Genomic DNA, 17,367 nt, shown 5'->3' on the forward strand with positions numbered 1-17,367 from the left:
GAGGCGTCGCGGCTGCCGCGCGGTGCGGCAGCCGGTGTGCGCGGCCGGCCGACTTGGCGGCCGGCGACGTCGCTCAGTCGCGGAAGTTGTTGAAGTCGAGCGGCGTGTCGGTCACGTCCTTGCGCAGCATCGCGATCACGCTCTGCAGATCGTCGCGCTTCGTGCCGGCCACGCGCACCGCATCGCCCTGGATGCTCGCCTGCACCTTGATCTTGCTGTCTTTCACGAGCCTGACGATTTTCTTGGCGAGGTCGCCCGTCACGCCCTTTTTCACGGTGACGATCTGCTTGACCTTGTCGCCGCCGATCTTCTCGACCTTGCCGTAGTCGAGGAAGCGCACGTCGACGTTGCGCTTCGCGAGCTTGCCGATCAGTACGTCCTTGACCTGGCCGAGCTTGAAATCGTCGTCGGCGAACAGCGTCAGCTCGCGCTCCTTCTGCTCGACGCGCGCGTCCGAGCCCTTGAAGTCGAAGCGTGTCGAGATTTCCTTGTTCGACTGCTCGATGGCGTTCTTCACTTCGATCATGTTCGCTTCGGAAACGACGTCGAACGATGGCATGGCATTCTCCCTTGAGGTGCGGCGCCCGGCTCACGCGCGGGCACTCGCTATAATTGCGGACTGTTTGCCATTTTACCGATGCCCCTGCGTTTGCCCAAGGCCGGCCGTCCGGCCGCCCGGCTGACGCCACGCGAATGCCGATGCCTCCTGACGATTCCCCGCTGTCGCTGCTTCCCGACCATCCGCTCGCCGCGCACAACACGTTCGGCATCGCCGCGACCGCGCGCTATGCGGCGCGCATCACGCACGCCGCGCAGTTCGAGGCGCTGCACCGCGATCCGCGCGTCGCGTCGCTGCCGCAGCTCGTGCTCGGCGGCGGCAGCAACGTCGTGTTCACGCGCGATTTCGACGGCGTCGTGCTGCTCGACGAGATCGGCGGCCGCCGCGTGGTGCGCGAGGACGACGACGCGTGGTACGTCGAAGCCGGCGGCGGCGAGCCGTGGCACGCGTTCGTCGCGTGGACGCTCGAGCAGGGGATGCCGGGGCTCGAGAACCTCGCGTTGATTCCGGGCACCGTCGGCGCGGCGCCGATCCAGAACATCGGCGCATACGGCCTCGAGATGAAGGCGTACTTCGACTCGCTGATCGCGGTCGAGCTGGCGACGGGACGCAGCGAGCGCTTCGACGCCGCGCGCTGCGCGTTCGGCTATCGCGATAGCTTCTTCAAGCGGGACGGGCGCGGCCGCTTCGCGATCGTCGCGGTGACGTTCCGGCTCCCCAAGCGCTGGACGCCGCGGCTCGGCTACGCGGACGTCACGCGCGAACTCGACGCGCGCGGCATCGCGCCCGACGCGGCCACGCCGCGCGACGTGTTCGATGCGGTCGTCGCGATCCGCCGCGCGAAGCTGCCCGATCCGCGCGTACTCGGCAATGCCGGCAGCTTCTTCAAGAACCCTGTGATCGACGCCGCGCAATTCGATGCATTGCGCGCGCGCGCGCCGGACGTCGTGTCGTATCCGCAGCCGGACGGCCAGGTGAAGCTCGCGGCCGGCTGGCTGATCGACCAGTGCGGCTGGAAAGGGCGCGCGCTCGGCGCGGCGGCCGTACACGAGCGGCAGGCGCTCGTCCTGGTGAATCGCGGCGGCGCGACCGGCGCCGACGTGCTCGCGCTCGCGCGGGCGATCCAGCACGACGTGCGCGTGCGCTTCGGTGTGGAGCTGGAGCCCGAACCCGTCTGCCTGTAGCGCGGCCTCGGGTCGCGCGGCGCGTGGGCTGTCGCGGCGAAAAAAAGCGCCGATCGACGATCGGCGCTTCTTCGTTCGCACGTGCCGCATTGCGCGGCGATGCGGCGGCTGCGTTCAGTGCTTGAGACGGCCCAGCAGCAGGAACTCCATCAGCGCCTTCTGCACGTGCAGGCGGTTTTCCGCCTCGTCCCACACGACGCTCTGCGGCCCGTCGATCACGCCGGCCGTCACTTCCTCGCCGCGGTGCGCGGGCAGGCAGTGCATGAACAGCGCGTCCGCGTTCGCGTAGCCCATCATTTCCTCGTCGACGCACCAGTCGGCGAACGCCTGCTTGCGCGCTTCGTTCTCCGCTTCGAAGCCCATGCTCGTCCACACGTCGGTCGTCACGAGATCGGCGCCCTTGCACGCTTCGTTCGGATCGTCGAACACTTCGTAGAACGGCGCGCTGTCGGGCGACACGAGCTTCATGTCGAGCGCGTAGCCCGGCGGCGTCGACAGGCGCAGCTTGAAGCCGAGAATCTGCGCGGCTTCGATCCACGTGTACAGCATGTTGTTCGCATCGCCGACCCACGCAACCGTCTTGCCGGCGATCGGGCCGCGGTGTTCGTAGTACGTGAAGATGTCGGCGAGGACCTGACACGGATGGTATTCGTTGGTCAGGCCGTTGATCACCGGCACGCGCGAGTTTTGCGCGAAGCGCGTGATCACGTCCTGCTCGAACGTGCGGATCATGATGATGTCGACCATCCGCGAGATCACCTGCGCGGAATCCTCGACCGGCTCGCCGCGGCCGAGCTGCGTGTCGCGCGTGCTCATGAACACCGCGTGGCCGCCGAGCTGGAAGATGCCGGCTTCGAACGACAGCCGCGTGCGCGTCGAGCTCTTCTCGAAGATCATCGCGAGCGTGCGATCGTGCAGCGGATGGTAGGTCTCGTAGTTCTTGAACTTGCGCTTCAGGATACCCGTGCGTTCGAGCACGTACTCGTAGTCTTCCAGCGAGAAATCCTTGAACTGCAGGTAGTGACGAATGGTTTTGGCGGTCATGAAACGAAATACGGCGGGTCTCACCCGGCAGCGGAGCCGGACGGCGCCGCCGTCGGATGTGGATAACTCAAAGCAGCATAATGGATTTTCCGTGCTTTGACGAGCCGTGGCGAAAAGCGGGGATGGATCGTCGCGCGGACGGCCCGCGAGTCGGGCAGTGGGGCTCGGCACGACGCGCGATGGCGCGCTGCGGTATAATTCAAAAGTTTTCTCCAGCCCGGCAGACAAGCCTCTTCGCGTACTGCCGGACACAAGCGGGTGCGCTGCACAAATCCGGTGCGGCGCGCTGGCGGCATGGCGCGACGGCCTCTTTTCGGGATGTCGGAGCATCTGCGCCGCCGTCCACTCCAGCTCGTGTTCGCATCTCCAGGCAGCGTCGCCTGGGCATTGCCGGGCCGTCACTTGGGTAACCACATGGCTGAAACCCCTCCGACCGAATTCTTCATCCAGGGCATCACGAAAGACGGGAAAAAGTTTCGCCCGAGCGACTGGTCGGAGCGTCTGGCCGGCGTGATGGCCTGTTTCGGGCCCGGTGCAAGCGGACCGAATGCACGGCTGAAGTATTCGCTGTACGTGCGCCCGACGATGCTCGGCGATCTGAAATGCGTGATTCTCGATTCGCGGCTGCGCGACATCGAGCCGATGGCATTCGATTTCGTGCTCAACTTCGCGAAGGACAACAACCTCGTCGTGACCGAAGCCTGCGAATTGCCGGACTACAACGACAAGAAGTGAGCGAGGCGCGCGACGCCTGCTTGCGCGTGGTGCCCATGCGGCCCGACGCGCGCGGCGCGCGCACAGCAAAAAAGCCCGCCTAGGCGGGCTTTTTCACGATCGCAGGAAACAGGGCGCCCGCCGAAGCGGGCACACCGGATTTACGCTGCTGCCTGCAGGCCCTTGACGGCTGCGGCGAGGCGGCTCTTGCTGCGAGCGGCCTTGTTCTTGTGAACGATCTTCTTGTCGGCGATCGTGTCGATCGTCTTCACGGCAGCCTTGAACAGCTCGGCAGCCTTTGCCTGGTCGCCGGCTTCAACAGCCTTGCGAACCGACTTGATCGCGGTGCGGAATTTCGAGCGCAGCGCCGAGTTGTGCGAATTTGCCTTCGCGGCCTGGCGGGCGCGCTTGCGTGCTTGTGCGGAGTTAGCCATGACGGTTCCTTATCCTGTCCTGTTTCCAGAGCTTGGAGCCTGACGGCCAAGCGCTGCTTTTCGATCCGTCCCCTGAGAACGATTGCCCAGGGGCGCATAAAAAAACGGTGATTTTAACCGAGGCCGAGACATGAAAACGACAGGCGCCGTGCATGTAACAGGCTCAGAAACCGGCGATTATAGCAACAAAATCAAGTGCGTGGCAAGCCGGAAGTGACTGGCGCCCGAGAGAGGCCGCGCGCGGCATGCGCTTTTCCGCATCCGTCCGTGCCGGCACACACAAGCCCCGTATAATAAGCGCCCCATGAATCTATTCCGAGCCCTGCTGACGGTCAGCGGCTTCACGCTGCTGTCGCGCGTGACCGGACTGGCCCGCGAGACGCTGATCGCCCGTGCGTTCGGCGCCAGTCAATACACCGACGCGTTCTACGTCGCGTTCCGCATTCCGAACCTGCTGCGCCGCCTGTCCGCCGAAGGTGCGTTCTCGCAGGCGTTCGTGCCGATCCTCGCCGAGTTCAAGAACCAGCAGGGGCACGACGCGACCAAGGCGCTCGTCGACGCGATGTCGACCGTGCTCGCGTGGGCGCTCGCCGCGCTGTCGGTGCTCGGCATCGCCGGCGCGTCGTGGGTCGTGTTCGCGGTCGCGTCCGGCCTGCACGCCGACGGGCAGGCGTTCCCGCTCGCGGTCACGATGACGCGGATCATGTTCCCGTACATCGTGTTCATCTCGCTGACGACGCTCGCGTCCGGCGTGCTGAACACCTACAAGAGCTTTTCGCTGCCCGCGTTCGCGCCGGTGCTGCTGAACGTCGCGTTCATCGCGGCGGCGCTGTTCGTCGCGCCGCACCTGAAGGTGCCGGTGTTCGCGCTCGCGTGGGCCGTGATCGCGGGCGGCGTGCTGCAGTTCATCGTGCAGCTGCCGGGCCTGAAGAAGATCGACATGGTGCCGCTGATCGGCCTCAACCCGGTGCGCGCGCTGCGTCACCGCGGCGTGAAGCGCGTGCTCGCGAAGATGGTGCCCGCCACCTTCGCCGTGTCGGTCGCGCAGCTGTCGCTGATCATCAACACCAACATCGCATCGCGGCTCGGGCAGGGCGCGGTGTCGTGGATCAACTACGCGGACCGGCTGATGGAGTTCCCGACCGCGCTGCTCGGCGTCGCGCTCGGCACGATCCTGCTGCCGAGCCTGTCGAAGGCGCACGTCGATGCCGATACGCACGAATATTCCGCGCTGCTCGACTGGGGGCTGCGCGTCACGTTCCTGCTCGCCGCGCCGAGCGCGCTCGCGCTGTTCTTCTTCGCGACGCCGCTCACCGCGACGCTGTTCAACTACGGCAAGTTCGACGCGCACACGGTCACGATGGTGTCGCGCGCGCTTGCGACCTACGGGATCGGCCTCGTCGGCATCATCCTGATCAAGATCCTCGCGCCGGGCTTCTACGCGAAGCAGGACATCAAGACGCCGGTGAAGATCGCGATCATCGTGCTGATCGTCACGCAGATCTCGAACTACGTGTTCGTGCCGCTGATCGGCCATGCGGGTCTGACGCTGAGCATCGGCGTCGGCGCGTGCCTGAATTCGCTGCTGCTGTTTTTCGGCCTGCGCAAGCGCGGCATCTATCAGCCGTCGCCGGGCTGGCTGCGTTTCTTCGTGCAGCTGACGGGCGCCGCGCTCGTGCTCGCGGGCCTGATGCACTGGTGCGCGATCAATTTCGACTGGACCGGCATGCGCGCGCAGCCGCTCGATCGCATCGCGCTGATGGCCGCGTGCCTCGTGCTGTTCGCTGCACTATATTTCGGTATGTTGTGGGTGATGGGCTTCAAATACGCTTACTTCAAAAGGCGCGCCAAGTGACCACCGCAATGACCCGCGTCCTTGATTACTTCAGCACGCTCGTGGCGGACGACGACAGTCTGCCCGTCACGGAAGCCGCGCTGTCGCTCGCCCAGGACGCGTATCCGGACCTCGACCTGCAGGGCACGCTGGCCGAGATCGACATGCTCGCCGCGCGGCTGCGCCGTCGGCTCACCGACGATACGGGGCTGAAGGACCGCGTCGCCGCGCTCAACGAGTTCTTCTTTCGCGAGCTCGGCTTTGCGTGCAATCACAACGATTATTACGACCCCGATAACAGCCACCTGAACGCGGTGCTGAAACGCCGCCGCGGGATTCCGATCTCGCTTTCGGTGCTGTATCTCGAGCTCGCCGAGCAAATCGGCGTGCCGGCGCGCGGCGTATCGTTTCCCGGCCATTTCCTGCTGCGCGTGACGCTGCCGGACGGCGACCTGATCATCGATCCGACCAACGGCCATTCGCTGTCGGAAGCCGAAATGGTCGAGATGCTGGAGCCGTACGTCGCGCGGGCGGCGGGCGCGGTCGACAGCGCATTGCGCGCGCTGCTGCAGCCGGCGACGAGCCGCGAGATCATCGCGCGCATGCTGCGCAACCTGAAGACGATCTATCTGCAGACCGAACGCTGGCAGCGGCTGCTCGCGGTGCAGCAGCGGCTCGTGATCCTGCTGCCCGAACAGCTCGACGAGGTGCGCGACCGCGGCTTCGCGTATGCGCGGCTCGATTACCTGCGCCCGGCGCTCGAGGATCTCGAGCAGTATCTCGGCGAACGGCCCGATGCCGACGACGCGACCGTCGTCGAATCGCAGGTGAGCGAGCTGCGGCAGCGCATGCAGCGCGACGGCGAAGACTGACGCTGCACGCGCCCGCACGGCTGCGGAGAACGGTAGCGCGCACAACGCCGAACGCGGCACGCCGCGCATCGCGGCCCGATGCCGGCCGCCACGGTCGAAAAAAAAGCCGCCCCGACGGGGCGGCTTGCGGCTCACGGCCGATCACGCTGCTTACTTCAGCGCTTCGAACGCACGCTCGCGGATTTCCTCGACGCTGCCGAGGCCCGAGATCTTCCGATACTGCGGCGCCTTCAGGCCGTTCTCCTCGCCGCGCTGCGCCCAGTCGCCGTAATACGTGATCAGCGGCTTGGTCTGCGCTTCGTACACTTCGAGGCGCTTCTTGACGGTTTCTTCCTTGTCGTCGTCGCGCTGGATCAGCGGCTCGCCCGTCACGTCGTCCTGGCCTTCGACCTTCGGCGGATTGAACTTCACGTGGTAGGTGCGGCCCGATGCCGGGTGCGTGCGACGACCGCTCATGCGCTCGACGATTTCCGAGAACGGCACGTCGATCTCGAGCACGTAGTCGATCGCGACGCCGGCTTCCTTCATCGCGTCGGCCTGCGCGATCGTGCGCGGGAAGCCGTCGAACAGGTAGCCGTTGGCGCAATCGGATTCCTTCAGGCGTTCCTTCACGAGGCCGATGATCAGCGCGTCGGGGACGAGCTTGCCGGCATCCATGTAGCCCTTCGCCTCGACGCCGAGCGGCGAGCCGGCCTTGACGGCCGCACGCAGCATGTCACCCGTCGAGATTTGCGGGATGCCGAATTTTTCCTTGATGAAGTTTGCCTGGGTGCCCTTTCCCGCGCCGGGCGCGCCCAACAGGATCAAACGCATGGTGATATCTCCGGTATGTAGATTCGTGTGGCGAGACGCTCAAGCGTCGGCGATAACGTGCGCGGGGCTTGCCTGGCGCGCGGCGGACCGGTCTGACGCGGCGCGTCGGCGATGGCGACGCGCGGCTGCCGGCACGGGCCGCGGCGGGGTCAAGCGAGGACGCGCGGGTCGCGGACGGCTCGCACAATCGCCTGATTATGCCACGGGTTATTTTGAACTCGGCCGAAAAAGGGCCTGCACGCGTGCGAGATCGGCCGGCGTATCGACGCCGGCTTCGGGTGCGCGCTCGGTAATCAGTACCGCGATGCGTTCGCCGTGCCACATCGCGCGCAGCTGTTCGAGCTGCTCGGCCTGCTCGATCGGCGCCTGCGCGAGCGACGGATAGGTGCGCAGAAAGCGCGCGCGATACGCGTAGAGACCGATGTGCCGATACACCGGAAAGGCCGGTGCGGGCATCGCCGCGACGTCGGGCCAGTGCGGCTGGTACGCGTCGCGGCTCCACGGAATCGGCGCGCGCGAGAAGTACATCGCGACGCTGCGCGCGTCGAGCGCGACCTTCACGACGTTCGGGTTGAACACGTCGGCCGCATCGTGGATCGGATGCGCGGCGGTCGCGATCGCGCAGTCCGGATGCGCGGCCAGGTGCGACGCTACGTCGCGCACCAGCGTCGGGTCGATCAGCGGTTCGTCGCCCTGCACGTTGACGACGACCGTGTCGTCACGCCATCCGAACGTCGCCGCGACTTCCGCGAGCCGATCGGTGCCGGACGGATGGTCGGCGCGCGTGAGCACCGCGTCGAAACCGTGATCGCGCGCGGCGTCGAGGACGGCCTGCGTGTCGGACGCGACGAGCACCTGCTGGGCGCCGGCTTCGCGGGCCCGCTCGGCGACGCGCACGACCATCGGCTTGCCGCCGACGTCGGCGAGCGGCTTGTTCGGCAGGCGCGTCGACGCGAGCCGGGCAGGAATGACGGCGATGAAGGGCTGCGGATGGGTCATCGGAACGGGGCGAAGAGAAGAGCGGGGCGGGCGGCGCGTCGAGTGCGGGCGGCCCGGCAGGGTTCGGCGCGCACGACCGCGGATGGCCGCGGTCGTGCGCCGCAGCGGCGTTCAGCTGCCGGCGGGGCCGGCCGGATCGACCGGCGTGCCTTCGACGGTCTGGCGCGCTTCGTCGACGAGCATCACGGGGATGCCGTCGCGGATCGGGTAGGCGAGCTTGTCCGCGTTGCAGATCAGCTCCTGCGCGGCACGGTCATAGTGGAGCGGGCCTTTGCAGATAGGGCACACAAGAATTTCAAGCAGGCGAGCGTCCACGGAGTTTCTCCACAACGAGGGCAATGAGGCGAGGATCGAGCGCGGCTTCGACGGGGACGACCCACAGCCGAGCGTCGCGCCAGGAAGCGCCCAATTTTACTGCATCCTTCTCGGTGATCAGGATCGCGTCGACGGCGTCGTCGACGAACGGATTGTCGGCGAACGCGTAATGGTCGGGCAGCGCGCGCGTCGCCGGCGCGAGGCCGGCCGCGCGCAGCGTCGCGAAGAAGCGCTCGGGCGCGCCGATGCCGGCCGCGGCGAGCACGCGCTCGTTCGCGAACTGCGACAGCGGACGGCGCAGCGTCGGCTGGTCGAGATGCCATGCGGCGCCCGGCGTGAGCGCGAGCGCGTAGGTGTCGGGCCACGGCGGCAGCGCGCCGCTGTACGGATCGTTGACGAGCGTCGCGTCGCGATGGCGCGACAGCGGCTCGCGCAACGGCCCGGCCGGCAGCAGGAAGCCGTTGCCGCCGAGCCGGTGGTCGAACACGACCAGTTCGACCGTGCGGGCGAGACGGTAGTGCTGCAGCCCGTCGTCGCTGACGATCACGTCGACCTCCGGATGCGCGGCGCGCAGCGCCTGCGCGGCCGCCACGCGGTCAGGGCACACCCACACGGGCGCGCCGGTGCGGCGGGCGATCAGCAACGGCTCGTCGCCGGCCGCGCTCGCGCGCGACGCGGCGGTGACGGCGGTCGGCGCCTGCACGTTCGCGCCGTAGCCGCGCGATACGACGCCCGGCGTGAAGCCGGCCGCGCGCAGGGCATCGACGAGCGCGATCACGGTCGGCGTCTTGCCGGTGCCGCCGACGGTCACGTTGCCGACCACGACGACCGGCACGCCGACGTCGACCGGCTGCTTCCAGCCCTGCGTGTACGCGGTCCGGCGCAGCGCCGCGCACAGGCCGAATACGCACGCGAACGGCGTGAGCGCCCACGCGAGCGCGCCGCGGCGCTGCCATTCGCGCGTGATGCGCGCTTCGAGCCGCGCGAGCGGGCCGCCGCGGGCGCTCATCGGGCCGGGCGCGGCGTGTCGTGCGCCGCGGCGTGGAACGGATTCGTCAACACGGATGCTCCGTTGGGCGGCGGATGCCGCTAGGTCTTCGGAAGGCGGCACTCTAGCGCGCCGCAGGCGCACGCGGCAAGCGCCGCCGGCCGACGCCGCTGGTGGGGCCGGATCGAGGTGGCCTGTGGACAACTCTGTGAAGAACTCCCCGTCCGCTCCCGCCGAATGCCCGTCGGACGGACATCGAATCGACTCCGAATCGCCTTGCAAGGTTTAAAAATATATAAAAATCAATGCGTTGCGAAGAATCGTCTGGCTTTTTCCGGGCTTTTCAAATGGTTTTGCCGGACGATTGTCGGAATGTGGAAACATTTTCAGCGGCGCGCCGCGGACGGTCGGCGCTGGACGCGGCGCGCGCGTCGGACTATCGTGTCGCCGCCAGCATTCATCCGACCGCTCATGCCTTCCGATACCCCTTTTTCCGCACCCGGCGCCTCGCGCGGCGGCGACGAAGTGATCCCCGTTTCGGCGCTCAACCGGGCGATTTCGACGATGCTCGAGCGCTCGTTTCCGCTGCTGTGGATCGCGGGCGAAGTGTCGAACTTCACGCGCGCCGCGAGCGGGCACTGGTATTTCTCGATCAAGGACCAGCAGGCGCAGATGCGCTGCGTGATGTTTCGCGGCCGGGCGCAGTATGCGGAATTCACGCCGCGCGAGGGCGATCGCATCGAGGTGCGCGCGGTCGTCACGATGTACGAGCCGCGCGGCGAGGTGCAGCTCAACGTCGAGGCCGTGCGGCGCACCGGGCAGGGGCGCCTGTACGAGGCGTTCCTGCGCCTGAAGGCGCAGCTCGAGGCCGAGGGGCTGTTCGCGCCCGAGCGCAAGCGGCCGTTGCCCGTGCATCCGCGCGCGATCGGCATCGTCACGTCGCTGCAGGCGGCCGCGCTGCGCGACGTGTTGACCACGCTCGCGCGCCGCGCGCCGCATCTGCCGGTGATCGTCTACCCGGCGCCCGTGCAGGGCGCGGGCGCCGCCGAGAAGCTCGTCGCGGCCGTGCAGACCGCGAACGCGCGGCGCGAGGTGGACGTGCTGCTCGTGTGTCGCGGCGGCGGATCGATCGAGGATCTGTGGTCGTTCAACGACGAAGCGCTCGCGCGGGCGATCGCCGCGAGCGAGCTGCCGGTCGTCTGCGGCGTGGGCCACGAAACCGATTTCACGATCGCGGACTTCGCGGCCGACGTGCGCGCGCCGACGCCGACCGGCGCGGCCGAGCTCGCGAGTCCGCAGCGCGCGTTGTTGCTGCGAGAGTTGAGCGAGCGGCAGCGTGCGCTCGCGCGCTGCGTCGCGCGCGGGCTCGAGCAGCGCGCGCAGCAGCTCGACTGGCTCGCGCGCCGGCTCGTCAGCCCGGCCGAGCGGCTGCAGCGGCAACGCGTCCACGTCGACCAACTGGCCGCGCGGCTCGCGTCGGCGGCGTCGCGCCCGGTGCGCGACGCGCGTGCGCGCTTCGCGCTCGCGCAGCTGCGCTGGCAACGCGCGCGTCCCGATCCGGCGCAGGCGCGTCACGTGCTCGCCGGTTTGTCGCAGCGTCTCGCGGTCGCGCTGCAGCGCCGCCACGAGCGCGACAGCGCGCGCGTGTCGGCATGCGCGGCGCGGCTCGAGGTGCTGAGCCCGCAACGCACGCTCGAGCGCGGCTACGCGGCGCTGATCGATGCGCAGACGGGCCGTGCGGTGCGCTCGCCGAGCGCGCTGAAGCCGCAGCGGCGCCTGACCGTGCATCTCGCCGAAGGCTCCGCCGACGTGTCGCTCGCCGACGTGCAGCCGCGGCTCACCGACACGATCTGACCGCCCGCGGCGGCTGCGCTGCGCACGTCGCGCGCACGTGTGCGCCGTGCGCGCGGCAGGCACGGATACTGCGCGCGCCATCGGCTCGGCCGATATCCGCCGGAGGCAGCGCCAGCGCCGATTTTCCGCATACCGCGGACGAATACCCGTGAGTTTGCGGGGATATTCGGACTCGCCTACAATCGGACGCTCGGCAGCATTCAACACAGCCCCCCTACATACTCAACGAAGGAATTGCCATGGCTCATACGCTCCCGCCGCTCCCGTACGCAGAAGACGCACTCGCGCCGACCATCTCGAAAGAGACGATCGAGTACCACTACGGCAAGCATCACCAGGCATACGTCACGAACCTGAACAATCTGATCCCGGGCACGGAATTCGAAAACCTGCCGCTGGAAGAGATCGTGAAGAAGTCGTCGGGCGGCATCTTCAACAATGCCGCGCAAATCTGGAACCACACGTTCTTCTGGAACAGCCTGTCGCCGAACGGCGGCGGCGCACCGTCGGGCGCGCTGGGCGACGCGATCAACGCGAAGTGGGGTTCGTACGACGCATTCAAGGAAGCCTTCACGAAGGCTGCGGTCGGCACGTTCGGTTCGGGCTGGGCATGGCTCGTGAAGAAGGCCGACGGTTCGCTCGACATCGTGTCGACGAGCAACGCCGCGACGCCGCTGACGACGGCCGACAAGCCGCTGCTGACGATCGACGTGTGGGAACACGCGTACTACATCGACTACCGCAACGCACGTCCGAAGTTCGTCGAAGCGTTCTGGAACATCGTGAACTGGGACTTCGCAGCGAAGAACTTCGCGTAAGTCCGCGGGTGCCGCGCGCCGTCACGGCGCGCCGTGTGCTCCAGCTAAAAGCCCTCGAAACGGAACGCTTCGAGGGCTTTTTCGTTTTCCGTCGCGCTGCGCCTCACGCGGCGCGGGATCAGATCAACGTCGTCGCCGCCCAGCCGAGCGCCGCGCTCGCGATCACGACGGCCCACGGCGGCACGCGCCAGAACACCAGCGCAATGAACGCGACGAGCGCGGCCGCGAAATCGCGCGACGACACGATCGTCTCGCGCCATACCGGCTGAAACAGCGCGGCGAGCAGCAGCCCGACGACCGCCGCATTGACGCCCGCGAGCGCCGCCTGCATGCGCGTGCTGCGGCGCAGGCGTTCCCAGAACGGCGCGGTGCCGGCGACCAGCAGGAACGACGGCGCGAAGATCGACACGAGCGCGAGCGTTGCGCCGAGCCAGCCGTTCGGCGCATCGCGCAGCGCCGCGCCGAGGAACGCCGCGAACGTGAACAGCGGCCCCGGCACCGCCTGCGCGACACCGTAGCCGGCCAGAAACGCCGAATCGCCGACCCAGCCCGGCGCGACGACGGCGGCCTGCAGCAGCGGCAGCACCACGTGGCCGCCGCCGAACACCAGCGCACCGGTGCGGAAGAACGCGTCGACCACCGCGAGCGCGTGCGAATGGAGCGCATCGGCCGCGAGCGGCAGCGCGACGAGCAGCGCGGCGAACAGCACGAGCCACAACGCGCCCGCGCGGTGCGAGACGTGCAGCGGCAACGGCTCGTGCGCGCCGCGCTCGGGCTGCGGCAGCAGCACGAGGCCGGCCACGCCGGCCGCCGCGATCACGACGACCTGCAGCCATGCGGCCGGCGCGAACAGCGCGACGCACGCGGCGAGCGCCATCAGGGTGACGCGGCGCGCATCCGGGCACAGCGTGCGCGCCATGCCCCACACCGCCTGCGCGATCACCGCGACCGACACGATCCGCAGCCCGTGCAGCGCGCCGGTCGCGACCGGCATGCCGGCCGCGTGCATGCCGAGCGCGACCAGCGTCATCGCGAGCGCGGACGGCAGTGTGAAGCCGAGCCACGCGGCGAACATCCCGGCATAGCCGGCGCGCGACAGCCCGATGGCCATCCCGACCTGGCTGCTCGCCGGGCCCGGCAGGAACTGGCACAAGCCGACGAGATCCGCATACGCGCGCTCGCTGAGCCAGCCGCGCCGCGTGACGAACGCCTCGCGGAAGTAGCCGAGATGCGCGACGGGACCGCCGAACGACGTGAGGCCAAGCCGCAGGAACGCGACGAACACGGGCCATGCGTGGCGCGGTGCAGCGGTGACGGTCGAGGTGTCGTGGTTCAAGAGTGGATTCGGGCAAGAGGTGAGAGGGGAGGCGTCGCCACGATAGCGGGATAGTGCGATCGTAACGACGGAAATGCGGCGCTGCGATAGCGCGGCGGCGTCATGCACGCGGCCGCAGCCGCCGTCACGGCATGTCGTCGGGCAGTCCGCTGGCGCGCCGCAGCGCGTCGAGGTCGACGATTTCGATTTCGCCGACGTGCAGCCGCACCGCGCCGTCCGCTTCCAGCGCCTTCAGCAGCTGGTTGGTGGTCTGCCGCGTCAGCGACAGCATTGCCGCCAGCTTCTCCTGCGACAGCCGGACCCGCGTGCGGCCGACGCTGACTCCGCCGTAGCCGTCCGCGATCATCGCGAGGCGCGCCGCCAGCCGCTGCGCGGCCGTCATCATGCTCAGCGATTCGACCGACACGAAGCTCAGCCGCAGCTTTTGCGCCATCAGCAGCGCGAACTCCCGCCAGTATTGCGGCGTCGCGTCGAGGATCGCGAGCAGCGCTGGCTGCGGCACGTGCAGCAGCAGCGTGTCGTCGAGCGCGGCTGCATCGTGGGTGCGCGCCAGGCCGTCGAACAGCGCGATTTCGCCGAACCACGTGACGGGCTCGGCAACCGTCAGCAGCGCTTCCTTGCCGTGCGCGTCGACGGCGCCTATCGTGATGGAGCCGCTCAGCACCGCATACAGCCCGCACGGCGGATCGCCGCGCCGGAACAGCGGATGGCCGGCCGGCAGGCGGCGCAGCGCGGCGCGCTCGAGCAGCGCCGCGCGCAACGCCGGCGGCAGCGCGGCGAACCACGGGTGCGCTTCGAGTTGCGGCAGGTACGGGGCGAGCGACGAGGTCATGGCGGCGCGATGTCGGATAGCTGACAGAGGTTCTCGGGCGTGACGCGCATCATAGCGCTCGATGACCGTTCAGGAGACGCGATGAAGACCCTCGAAGACCACCTGTCCCAGTATGCGGCCTACCACCGCGACGTGCGCAACATTGCGACCCATCTGGTGGGCATTCCGCTGATCGTGTTCGCGGTCGAAGTGCTGCTGTCGCGGCCGCTGCTCGGCACGCTGGCCGGCGTCGCGGGGTCGCCGGCGCTGCTGTTCGCGACCGCGTTCGCGGCGTTCTACCTGCGCCTGGATCTGCGCTTCGGGCTCGCGATGACCGCGCTGCTCGCCGTCGGCCTGTGGGCGGCGCACACCGTCGCGCTGTTGCCGACGGCGCGCTGGCTCGGCATCGGCATCGGCGCGTTCGTGGTCGGCTGGATCGTGCAGTTCGTCGGTCATTGGTTCGAGGGACGCAAGCCCGCGTTCGTCGACGATCTGATCGGGCTGGCGGTCGGGCCGCTGTTCGTCGTCGCCGAAGTGGCGTTTTTCGCCGGCCTGCGCGGCGACCTGCGCCGCGAAGTCGAGCGGCGCGCCGGGCCGCTGCGCGGCGGCGCGCATTCGCACGTGTGAGCGTCGCCCGCGCGGCAAGGGGGCAAGGGCGAAAGGGGGGCGGCGCCGGCCCGCTGCTGCGGCCGCGTATCGTGCGCGCGGCGCAGCGGCTAAGATGCTGAGTGCGTCATCCGACGCTTACGTGGAGCAATCGCCATGGTGGATCGCCCGACTCTGGATGCGTACGACACGCATGCCGCGCAATACGCGCAGGACTGGCTCGACCAGGCCGCGCCAGACGACATGTATGCGCTGCTCGAGCAGTATTTCACGCCGGGGCCGACGGCCGACGTCGGCTGCGGCGTCGGGCGCGACGCCGCGTGGCTCGCGTCGCAGGGATACGACGTGCGCGGCTACGACGCGAGCGCCGCGCTGCTCGCCGAGGCGCGCGCGTCGCATCCGTCGCTGACGTTCGAGCTCGCCGCGCTGCCGGCGCTCGACGGCGTGCCGTCCGGCGCGTTTCGCAACGTGCTGTGCGAGACGGTGGTGATGCACCTCGAGCATGCCGATGCGGCCGCGGCGGTTGCGCGGCTGGCCACGTTGCTGATGCCCGGCGGCACGCTGTATCTGAGCTGGCGAGTCGCCGGCAACGGCGCGCTGCGCGACGACCGCGGCCGGCTCTATACGCCGCTCGATGCGGCGCGCATGCGTGCCGCGCTCGGCGCCGGCATGGACGTGCTCGACGAGCACGAAGTGGTCAGTGCGTCGTCAGGCAAGCGCGTGCACCGGCTGATCGCGCGCCGCACGGCCACGGCATGAGCGCGGCCCGCGCGTTCATGCGCGGGTGAGCGCCGCTTCCCAGTTGATGTCGACGCAGAGCACCTGCATGCCCTGCGCGGCCGGCGCGGCGATCGACGCCGTCACGCACAGGTGCGCCTCGTTGATCGACAGGTACGGCGCCGTCAGATGTACGCGGCCCGGCGCGCGCATCGCTTCGATGAAGTACGGCCGGCGTTCCCAGCTCGCACCTTCCGAATGCAGCAGCGGCCGAAAGCGTTTCGCGCGCTGCGAAACGCTGCCGCGTGCGAGCACGTTGTCGCCGATCTGGCGGCCCGATGCGTCGAGCAGGAAGCAGCGCGCGGTCTCGGCCAGCCCGAGCACGCAGCCGGCCGCGTCGATCAGCGGTTCGCCCGCGGCGAGCTTGCGGCTCGCTTCCTCGAGCGCGGCGACGTACGGCGCGAGCCGTTCGGCCTGCGTGCGCTCGCGCTGCGCGACGCGCAGCCGCAACGCGGCCGACAGCGTATCCATGCAGCCGGCTGCGGCCTGCGGCTGCACCGGGTCGACACTCGGACCGGCGAAGTATTGTCCCTGCACGAAATCGACGTCGCACTCGAGCGCGATCAGCGCGTCGCGCTCGGTCGCGAGCCCGCCCATCAGCACGAGCTGCCCGGATTCGTGCAGCAGCGACACGAGCCCCGGCAGCACGCGTTCCAGATGCGAGTGTTCGCTCGCCTGCGCGAGGATGCCGCGGTCGAGCGTGACGATGTCCGGATGCAGATGCCACACGCGGTCGATGTTCGAATGCTTCGCGCCGAAGCCGCCGAGCGCGATCAGGAAGCCGGCCTTGCGCAGCCCGTCGACGATCGCCGCGTAGCGCGGCGTCTCGCCGCCGGCCTGCTCGGGCACCTCGAGCACCACGCGATGCGGCGGCAGCCCGAGCGCCTTCAGGTTCGCGAGCAGCGCGTCGCCGTAGATGGTGTCCATCAGCGCGGCCGGATGCAGGCTCAGGAAGAGCCATTCGTCGTGACTGTCGAACGCGTGGAAGTTACCGAGGTGCAGCGATTCGGCGAGACGGCCGAGTTCGAGCAGATCGCCGCGCCGCGCCGCCTGCGTGAACACCTCGTGCGACGCGACCTGCCGGCCTTCCTCGTCGTGCGCGCGCAGCGACGCGTGATAGCCGATCGCGCGGCGATGCGACACCGAGAAGACCGGCTGGAACACGCTGAATACGGTGTAGGCGCCGTACAGCACGGTGCGGCGCTTGCCGTCGTCGCCGGCAACGGGGCGGGGCGGCTGAAAGCCGGGGGGATCGATGTCGATCATGCTCATGATGTCGGCCGGAGGAAGACTGCCAGTTTACCTACAGAATAGGTCAGCAAGAAGCATGCACGGCATTGCGCCACGTGCAGCGGCCCGCCGCGGCTGTCTGCCGTGCGCCGCTGCGGCCCGATGCAGCGGCGCTGCAC

18 protein-coding genes are annotated in these 17,367 nt (G+C 68.7%); 8 read left to right on the forward strand and 10 right to left on the reverse strand.

Translation table 11 applies throughout. The features are described from left to right. Positions 1 to 73: 73 nt before the first annotated feature. A complete protein-coding gene (locus AK36_RS16620) occupies positions 74 to 559 on the reverse strand; it encodes a YajQ family cyclic di-GMP-binding protein (protein ID WP_011885818.1) in 486 nt (161 codons plus the stop codon). Positions 560 to 693: 134 nt separating this feature from the next. On the opposite strand from AK36_RS16620, the gene murB reads away from it, so the two are divergent. Beyond that, positions 694 to 1,743 carry a UDP-N-acetylmuramate dehydrogenase gene (gene murB / locus AK36_RS16625; RefSeq protein ID WP_045578840.1) on the forward strand — a complete coding sequence of 350 codons (1,050 nt, stop codon included), beginning with the start codon at positions 694 to 696 and terminating at the stop codon, positions 1,741 to 1,743. Positions 1,744 to 1,857: 114 nt separating this feature from the next. Here murB and argF read toward each other — a convergent pair whose 3' ends face one another. Further along, the gene (gene argF / locus AK36_RS16630; protein WP_011885816.1) at positions 1,858 to 2,787 is read right to left on the reverse strand and encodes an ornithine carbamoyltransferase; all 930 of its coding nucleotides are present in this window, start codon (positions 2,785 to 2,787) and stop codon (positions 1,858 to 1,860) included. Positions 2,788 to 3,201: 414 nt separating this feature from the next. Between argF and AK36_RS16635 the strand changes: the two genes are divergently transcribed. Further along, the gene (locus AK36_RS16635; RefSeq protein ID WP_011885815.1) at positions 3,202 to 3,522 is read left to right on the forward strand and encodes a DUF3579 domain-containing protein; all 321 of its coding nucleotides are present in this window, start codon (positions 3,202 to 3,204) and stop codon (positions 3,520 to 3,522) included. A 140-nt stretch (positions 3,523 to 3,662) separates the two neighbouring features. Here AK36_RS16635 and rpsT read toward each other — a convergent pair whose 3' ends face one another. After that, positions 3,663 to 3,935: a 30S ribosomal protein S20 gene (gene rpsT / locus AK36_RS16640; RefSeq protein ID WP_006482211.1), complete on the reverse strand. Its 273-nt coding sequence runs from the start codon at positions 3,933 to 3,935 to the stop codon at positions 3,663 to 3,665. A 304-nt stretch (positions 3,936 to 4,239) separates the two neighbouring features. On the opposite strand from rpsT, the gene murJ reads away from it, so the two are divergent. Together murJ and AK36_RS16650 are read left to right on the forward strand one after the other, a co-directional pair. Continuing rightward, entirely contained in the window at positions 4,240 to 5,790 is a 1,551-nt protein-coding gene (gene murJ, locus AK36_RS16645) for a murein biosynthesis integral membrane protein MurJ (RefSeq protein ID WP_011885814.1), read from the forward strand. An 8-nt stretch (positions 5,791 to 5,798) separates the two neighbouring features. Further along, on the forward strand, positions 5,799 to 6,641 hold the full coding sequence (locus tag AK36_RS16650; RefSeq protein ID WP_011885813.1) for a SirB1 family protein: 843 nt from the start codon (positions 5,799 to 5,801) through the stop codon (positions 6,639 to 6,641). Between the two features lie 150 nt (positions 6,642 to 6,791). Here the strand turns inward: AK36_RS16650 and adk are convergent, their stop codons facing one another. The 4 genes from adk to lpxK all read right to left on the reverse strand — a co-directional run bounded on the left by adk (position 6,792) and on the right by lpxK (position 9,777). After that, the gene (gene adk / locus AK36_RS16655; RefSeq protein WP_014723515.1) at positions 6,792 to 7,454 is read right to left on the reverse strand and encodes an adenylate kinase; all 663 of its coding nucleotides are present in this window, start codon (positions 7,452 to 7,454) and stop codon (positions 6,792 to 6,794) included. A gap of 207 nt (positions 7,455 to 7,661) precedes the next feature. Then, positions 7,662 to 8,453 carry a 3-deoxy-manno-octulosonate cytidylyltransferase gene (gene kdsB, locus AK36_RS16660; protein ID WP_014723514.1) on the reverse strand — a complete coding sequence of 264 codons (792 nt, stop codon included), beginning with the start codon at positions 8,451 to 8,453 and terminating at the stop codon, positions 7,662 to 7,664. 111 nt (positions 8,454 to 8,564) lie between these two features. Continuing rightward, positions 8,565 to 8,768, reverse strand: a complete 204-nt coding sequence (locus tag AK36_RS16665; protein ID WP_006750935.1) for a Trm112 family protein — start codon at positions 8,766 to 8,768, stop codon at positions 8,565 to 8,567. Beyond that, complete coding sequence (gene lpxK, locus AK36_RS16670) at positions 8,749 to 9,777, reverse strand: tetraacyldisaccharide 4'-kinase (protein WP_011885810.1); 1,029 nt, start codon at positions 9,775 to 9,777, stop codon at positions 8,749 to 8,751. Before lpxK ends, AK36_RS16665 begins: the two co-directional genes overlap by 20 nt. A gap of 450 nt (positions 9,778 to 10,227) precedes the next feature. On the opposite strand from lpxK, the gene xseA reads away from it, so the two are divergent. Together xseA and sodB are read left to right on the forward strand one after the other, a co-directional pair. Next, positions 10,228 to 11,610, forward strand: a complete 1,383-nt coding sequence (xseA, locus tag AK36_RS16675) for an exodeoxyribonuclease VII large subunit (protein WP_011885809.1) — start codon at positions 10,228 to 10,230, stop codon at positions 11,608 to 11,610. A gap of 239 nt (positions 11,611 to 11,849) precedes the next feature. Beyond that, the gene (sodB, locus tag AK36_RS16680) at positions 11,850 to 12,428 is read left to right on the forward strand and encodes a superoxide dismutase [Fe] (RefSeq protein ID WP_014723511.1); all 579 of its coding nucleotides are present in this window, start codon (positions 11,850 to 11,852) and stop codon (positions 12,426 to 12,428) included. A 118-nt stretch (positions 12,429 to 12,546) separates the two neighbouring features. Here sodB and chrA read toward each other — a convergent pair whose 3' ends face one another. Further along, positions 12,547 to 13,764 (reverse strand): chromate efflux transporter, encoded by a 1,218-nt coding sequence (gene chrA, locus AK36_RS16685; protein WP_045578841.1) that lies wholly within the window; start codon positions 13,762 to 13,764, stop codon positions 12,547 to 12,549. Positions 13,765 to 13,888: 124 nt separating this feature from the next. Beyond that, positions 13,889 to 14,596 carry a Crp/Fnr family transcriptional regulator gene (locus AK36_RS16690; protein WP_011885797.1) on the reverse strand — a complete coding sequence of 236 codons (708 nt, stop codon included), beginning with the start codon at positions 14,594 to 14,596 and terminating at the stop codon, positions 13,889 to 13,891. Positions 14,597 to 14,677: 81 nt separating this feature from the next. Here AK36_RS16690 and AK36_RS16695 point away from each other — a divergent pair, with 81 nt between their 5' ends. Beyond that, on the forward strand, positions 14,678 to 15,202 hold the full coding sequence (locus tag AK36_RS16695) for an Mpo1 family 2-hydroxy fatty acid dioxygenase (protein WP_011885796.1): 525 nt from the start codon (positions 14,678 to 14,680) through the stop codon (positions 15,200 to 15,202). A gap of 135 nt (positions 15,203 to 15,337) precedes the next feature. Further along, complete coding sequence (locus tag AK36_RS16700) at positions 15,338 to 15,940, forward strand: class I SAM-dependent methyltransferase (protein WP_034192636.1); 603 nt, start codon at positions 15,338 to 15,340, stop codon at positions 15,938 to 15,940. A 15-nt stretch (positions 15,941 to 15,955) separates the two neighbouring features. Here the strand turns inward: AK36_RS16700 and AK36_RS16705 are convergent, their stop codons facing one another. Beyond that, on the reverse strand, positions 15,956 to 17,230 hold the full coding sequence (locus AK36_RS16705; RefSeq protein ID WP_011885794.1) for an EAL domain-containing protein: 1,275 nt from the start codon (positions 17,228 to 17,230) through the stop codon (positions 15,956 to 15,958). Positions 17,231 to 17,367 lie beyond the last annotated feature (137 nt).

Origin of the sequence: Burkholderia vietnamiensis LMG 10929 (assembly GCF_000959445.1) — a bacterium.
GTDB lineage: Bacteria > Pseudomonadota > Gammaproteobacteria > Burkholderiales > Burkholderiaceae > Burkholderia > Burkholderia vietnamiensis.